The organism is Vibrio sp. 10N.222.49.C9 (genome assembly GCF_041474985.1).
GTDB classification, from domain to species: Bacteria; Pseudomonadota; Gammaproteobacteria; order Enterobacterales; family Vibrionaceae; genus Vibrio; species Vibrio crassostreae_C.
In genome coordinates, this window is sequence record NZ_JBFRVD010000274.1 from 1 (window position 1) to 440 (window position 440).

General features: G+C 45.0%; 1 protein-coding gene. It reads right to left on the reverse strand.

The genetic code is table 11. From position 1 onward, the window contains the following. Nucleotides 1–440, reverse strand: a 440-nt coding sequence (locus AB4585_RS23105) for a hypothetical protein (protein WP_372171134.1), incomplete at both ends; no start/stop codon positions are given.

Below are 440 nucleotides of genomic sequence, written 5' to 3' on the forward strand. Positions count from 1 at the left end.
GCATAGATATCAACAGAATTGAAGTTAGAACCCGCATCCGTAGTACCGTCAATCTCATCTTGAACAAACGCAGCGCCATCATTCAAGTTGTAGAAGTAGTTACCAGAGATAACAGTGTCGACGTGTGCATTTGAATCATTACGAACATTAATGAACGTACCTACCTCAACTGGCTTGTTCACAAATGCGTTGTTCAGAATGTTTGCTTGGCCACGCACAATAATGTCATGTGCAGCTGCTTCTGTTGAGGCGGCGCGACCAGCACCATCGATCGTAATATCACTAAGCGTGATACCAGAAGGTTTAGTATCACCAGGGCGAACACCACTAGCGAACTCTGTTTTACTGCCTGCACCTAGAATAAATAGAGCAGTATCACGAGAGCCAACAGCCTTGTCGCCATCATCTACACAAGCACCGTTAACACCTTCAAACGTAAT